Source organism: Sphingomonas sanguinis, assembly GCF_001476905.1.
GTDB classification, from domain to species: domain Bacteria; phylum Pseudomonadota; class Alphaproteobacteria; order Sphingomonadales; family Sphingomonadaceae; genus Sphingomonas; species Sphingomonas sanguinis_B.
Genome location: NZ_LDTE01000172.1, coordinates 1 through 3,702, shown reverse-complemented (window position 1 = coordinate 3,702; position 3,702 = coordinate 1). Strand labels below are relative to the sequence as shown.

At 64.1% G+C, this 3,702-nt stretch carries 7 protein-coding genes and 1 pseudogene; 2 read left to right on the top strand and 6 right to left on the bottom strand.

The features are described from left to right. Positions 1-327, bottom strand: a pseudogene (locus SB4_RS18215) (hypothetical protein); the annotation flags it as partial. A gap of 112 nt (positions 328-439) precedes the next feature. On the opposite strand from SB4_RS18215, the gene SB4_RS18210 reads away from it, so the two are divergent. Next, positions 440-1,051 carry a hypothetical protein gene (locus SB4_RS18210; RefSeq protein WP_153006337.1) on the top strand — a complete coding sequence of 204 codons (612 nt, stop codon included), beginning with the start codon at positions 440-442 and terminating at the stop codon, positions 1,049-1,051. Further along, entirely contained in the window at positions 1,051-1,284 is a 234-nt protein-coding gene (locus SB4_RS18205) for a helix-turn-helix domain-containing protein (RefSeq protein WP_058753693.1), read from the top strand. Before SB4_RS18210 ends, SB4_RS18205 begins: the two co-directional genes overlap by 1 nt. Before the next feature lie 45 nt (positions 1,285-1,329). Here SB4_RS18205 and SB4_RS18200 read toward each other — a convergent pair whose 3' ends face one another. The 5 genes from SB4_RS18200 to SB4_RS18180 are packed head-to-tail and all read right to left on the bottom strand — an operon-like array spanning position 1,330 to position 3,522. After that, on the bottom strand, positions 1,330-2,217 hold the full coding sequence (locus tag SB4_RS18200; RefSeq protein ID WP_241488692.1) for a TraB/GumN family protein: 888 nt from the start codon (positions 2,215-2,217) through the stop codon (positions 1,330-1,332). A gap of 52 nt (positions 2,218-2,269) precedes the next feature. Beyond that, the gene (locus SB4_RS18195; RefSeq protein WP_058753691.1) at positions 2,270-2,707 is read right to left on the bottom strand and encodes a hypothetical protein; all 438 of its coding nucleotides are present in this window, start codon (positions 2,705-2,707) and stop codon (positions 2,270-2,272) included. Beyond that, positions 2,704-2,895, bottom strand: a complete 192-nt coding sequence (locus SB4_RS18190) for a hypothetical protein (RefSeq protein WP_058753690.1) — start codon at positions 2,893-2,895, stop codon at positions 2,704-2,706. The genes SB4_RS18195 and SB4_RS18190 overlap by 4 nt, the downstream gene beginning before the upstream one ends. After that, a complete protein-coding gene (locus SB4_RS18185) occupies positions 2,892-3,341 on the bottom strand; it encodes a hypothetical protein (protein ID WP_153006336.1) in 450 nt (149 codons plus the stop codon). Before SB4_RS18185 ends, SB4_RS18190 begins: the two co-directional genes overlap by 4 nt. After that, positions 3,319-3,522, bottom strand: a complete 204-nt coding sequence (locus SB4_RS18180) for a helix-turn-helix transcriptional regulator (protein ID WP_058753695.1) — start codon at positions 3,520-3,522, stop codon at positions 3,319-3,321. The genes SB4_RS18185 and SB4_RS18180 overlap by 23 nt, the downstream gene beginning before the upstream one ends. Between the last annotated feature and the right edge of the window lie 180 nt (positions 3,523-3,702).

Genomic DNA, 3,702 nt, shown 5'->3' with positions numbered 1-3,702 from the left:
CGCGGTCAGGCTGTAGCCCCAGCGCGCTTTCTGTTCGTAGAAGGCGAAAATCTCCTGGCTGCGCACGGTGCCGCCCCCAGCCTGAACCGCCACTTCGCCCCCCAGGCGCAGGCGTTCGCTGGCGGGCAACATGATCCCGGCAAAGCCACCCCCGGCCAGCCCCGCCCCCACATACTTGCGGCTGCTGACGTTATCGCCAAGGCGGAAGCCATGGATCAGGACCCCGGCCTCCAGTCCCGCATAAGGGCCAGCAAAGGCGGGTTTGTCCTGCGCGAAGGCGGTCACGGGCAGGCAGATCAGCAGGGCGGCGGCAAACAGGAGGCGCATCGGAAACGTCCTTTGGTCATAGGGGCTCCCCATCGATTCCCTATGAAGGTTGATGTATGATGATTATCAATTTCTGTAAAACAGAAAGAACGTGATGTCCGACAGATATTTTATGAGCCGTGGACGCGCGCGGGTGGTGCGGGTCTTCGCGCTGCTGTGCTTCCTTATCTCGGGGGCGGGGGCGGCAACGCTCCCCACGATGTTGGTGGGGCCGCAGTGGCAGGCCTTCACGATCGACTGTAATGACGGATGCCGCCCAAAGCCCCAGCCGCTCGATCAATTGTCGCCGGAGGTCCGACACGTCATCGCCAGCTTTCCAAAAGCCCCGGAACGAATGACCGCCGCCATGGCGGAGCCCTATTGGTGGTGGCGATTGTTCGGCATCCAGATGCTGGACATTCTGCCCTTCACCCTATTGTTCTTCTCCGTCGGCATGGCGCTATGGTCGTTCGGTAACCGGCAGGAGCATCGTGATTGGCGCGGAATACGTTGGCTGCAGCGGACGACGGTGGTGGCGATCATCATGGCGATCGCCGAACCCCTTGCGCAGGTGCTGCGCGACGCCGTCTTTCTTGGCGCGATGACGGATGTCGGAGCTTTTTCCTATTTGATCGACTTCACCCAGATCATCGAGCGGCTGCTGTTCGCCGGTGCCGCCTGGGCTGCGATCTGGGCGCTGGCGGCGGGATTGCGCGCGCGGGGCGATCTGGCCGAGATCGTCTGATGCCCGTCACCGTCAATCTCGATCTGATGCTGGTGCGTCGCAAGGTGAAGTCGAACGAACTCGCCCGCGCGATCGGGATCACCGAGTCGAATCTGTCGCTGCTGAAGTCGGGCAAGGTGAAGGGCGTGCGCTTCTCCACGCTGGCCGCCATCTGCCGCTATCTGGATTGCGAGCCTGGCGACATATTGGGGTACGAGCCCTCCGACGACGATCTGACGGCGGAGGAAGAATAGGCAGTCCGCGCCGCCGGGCCTGAGGCGCGGCGGCGCGGGGGTGGATCAATAGGCGATACGCTGCGCCTTGATGCCCTGCTTGGCGAGCTGGGCCTGGACGCTGTCATTGCCCGCCAGATGGCCGGCGCCGACTGCGATAAAGACGGTGCCGGGCTTGGCCATGCGCTGCTTGATCCACGTCGCCCAGCGGGCATTGCGGTCGGTCAGCAGGGTCTTGGCGACTTCGGGCGAGTCCTTCAGGCTTTCGTTCATCGTCTTGGCCAGCGCGTCGGGATCGCCCTTGGCCCATTCGTCGACCATCTCGGCCATTTCCTCGCCCGCCTTGGGCAGGTCGTCGATGGTCGAGGTCAGGAACTCGATCTGCGCTTTTTGCGACAGGCCGTTGAAGAAGCCGATCTGCTGCTCGGCGGTTTCCAGCCCCGCGACCGGCTTGTTCGCCGCCTTGGCGGCGTCGGCCAGCACGGTTTCCGGTCCGTTCTTCGGATCGTAACCCAGCTTCTGGATCGGCGCGAGCGACAGGGTGACGCCCACCAGCCAGGGCTTCATCCGGTCGAAGTTGCGCGGATCGGCCCCCAGATCGGTCACCGCCTTCAGATAGGCGCCGCGCTTGTCGGCGGGCAGCTGCTCGGTCAGGGTCGGGCCGGTGGTGACGAAGCCGTTCTTCATCACGATCTGCTGCATCGTCGCCGGATCGGGCTGCACCATCTCCAGCATCAGCTGGTCGGACTTGTCGAAGGCGGTCTTCACCGCCTCGTCGAACCAGGACAGGCCGGGCTTCAGCACATGGATGGTGCCGAACAGATAGATGGTGGTGTCGGCATCCTTGACCACCCATAGAGCGGGATCGGCGTCATTGGCGGCTTGCGCGGGCTTGCTCTGCGCACAGGCGGGCAGCGCCAGCATCAGGGCGAGCGAGGTGAGGGCGGCTTTCATGATCGTCTTCATGGAATCGGGCTTTCGGAAAGGGAAGGGGAAGGGGGCGGAATCAGACATATTTGCGCCACATCCACACGATGCCGCAGGTCGCCATCATCGCGCCATATACCCATTCCACCTGAACGGGAGGCAGCACGCCGCCGCGCCACAGGAACCACCAGACGGGCGCACCCAGTCCCACGACGTAGAAGGCCGCCAAGGCGCCATCGCGATAGGCGCGGCTTTCATGCTCATCGACGACGCGGTGCCAGCGCCACGAGATGATCGGTATCACGATGCCCCACATCACGGCCATGAGGATCGCGAACCAGAGCGGCAGCGGCGACGTCCACATGTGAAACGCGCTGGGCTTCGTCCCGGCCGGGGTGGAGAGGAGAGCCACGACGGCCATGGAAAGGCCCATGACGCCGCCGACGGCACCCGACAGAGCGACCAGGCGGTGATTGGCCCTTTCGCTGGGGCCTTTGGCAATGGGCGAAGCGGTCATGGTCGCACCTCGACGGAAAGCTGGATGGAGAACGGGCGTGTCGGCGCGCTATGGGCGGCCGGGGTGGTGGCCCGGATAGCGGGGCGAAGCGCATCCAGCGCGATCACCCCCATCTGTCCGGCTCCCCAGCCGAGCAGCGACAGCGCGATGCCGCCTCCGATGGCCATATGGGTCAGTCGGCGGTTCATGACCGTATCCTCCGAATGAAATAGGAGGCCATGCCGATGGCGACCGAGGCCCACCAGCTATTGTCCTCGAGATCGGCATGCTGCGTGTGCGTGCCGATCAGGGTCAGCAACGGGTGCAGGACGAAATTAGCAAGCCCGATCACTGCCCAGGTTTCGATCGCCAGCCGCCGCTGCATCTCGTCGGTTTCACGCCAGTTGCGCCAGCTCACGATGCCGCCGACGATCAGGATCACGACCGCCGACACCTGCGCCAACAGCCGGGGCGGGGGCGCGAAGGGACGATCGAGCAAGCCGTCGATGAATCCTGCGATAAAGGGCAGGCCGACGACCAAGAGGGTCACGACGACGACCAAGGCGATCCGCCGCCGCTTCCGGCGTGCCGTCCGCGCCGCCTCGCGGCTCTCGCCCCAGCGGGCCCCGTCCTCACTCACCATGATGTTCATCATCGAAAATCTCCTCGATGGGCATCTCGAACAGCCGTCCGATGCGGAAGGCGAGCGGCAGCGAGGGGTCGTATTTCCCCGTCTCGATGGCGTTGACGGCCTGGCGCGACACATCCAGCCGCCCGGCAAGTTCCGCCTGGCTCCAGTTGCGTTCGGCGCGCAGCACCTTGAGGCGATTTTTCATGTCCACCTCCTCTTGCATGGCCAACCTCCCTTTGTCACCCGTGCATGACGTAATGTCAGGTGACCATGACAAAGTGACAGCGAGTCGCGACAGTGTCAATAAGACCTGACAAAATATCACGTCTGGCTGACTTCGTGTTTGATCCGCTCCCGCCGATTCGGCACCGGCCCACTCCCCCAC

What these genes read in the sequence shown, in the direction of transcription:
- SB4_RS18210 (WP_153006337.1), top strand. Translation starts at nt 440, where the DNA reads ATGAGCCGTGGACGCGCGCGGGTGGTGCGGGTCTTCGCGCTGCTGTGC.
- SB4_RS18205 (WP_058753693.1), top strand. Translation starts at nt 1,051, where the DNA reads ATGCCCGTCACCGTCAATCTCGATCTGATGCTGGTGCGTCGCAAGGTG.
- SB4_RS18200 (WP_241488692.1), bottom strand. Translation starts at nt 2,217, where the DNA reads ATGAAAGCCGCCCTCACCTCGCTCGCCCTGATGCTGGCGCTGCCCGCC.
- SB4_RS18195 (WP_058753691.1), bottom strand. Translation starts at nt 2,707, where the DNA reads ATGACCGCTTCGCCCATTGCCAAAGGCCCCAGCGAAAGGGCCAATCAC.
- SB4_RS18190 (WP_058753690.1), bottom strand. Translation starts at nt 2,895, where the DNA reads ATGAACCGCCGACTGACCCATATGGCCATCGGAGGCGGCATCGCGCTG.
- SB4_RS18185 (WP_153006336.1), bottom strand. Translation starts at nt 3,341, where the DNA reads ATGATGAACATCATGGTGAGTGAGGACGGGGCCCGCTGGGGCGAGAGC.
- SB4_RS18180 (WP_058753695.1), bottom strand. Translation starts at nt 3,522, where the DNA reads ATGAAAAATCGCCTCAAGGTGCTGCGCGCCGAACGCAACTGGAGCCAG.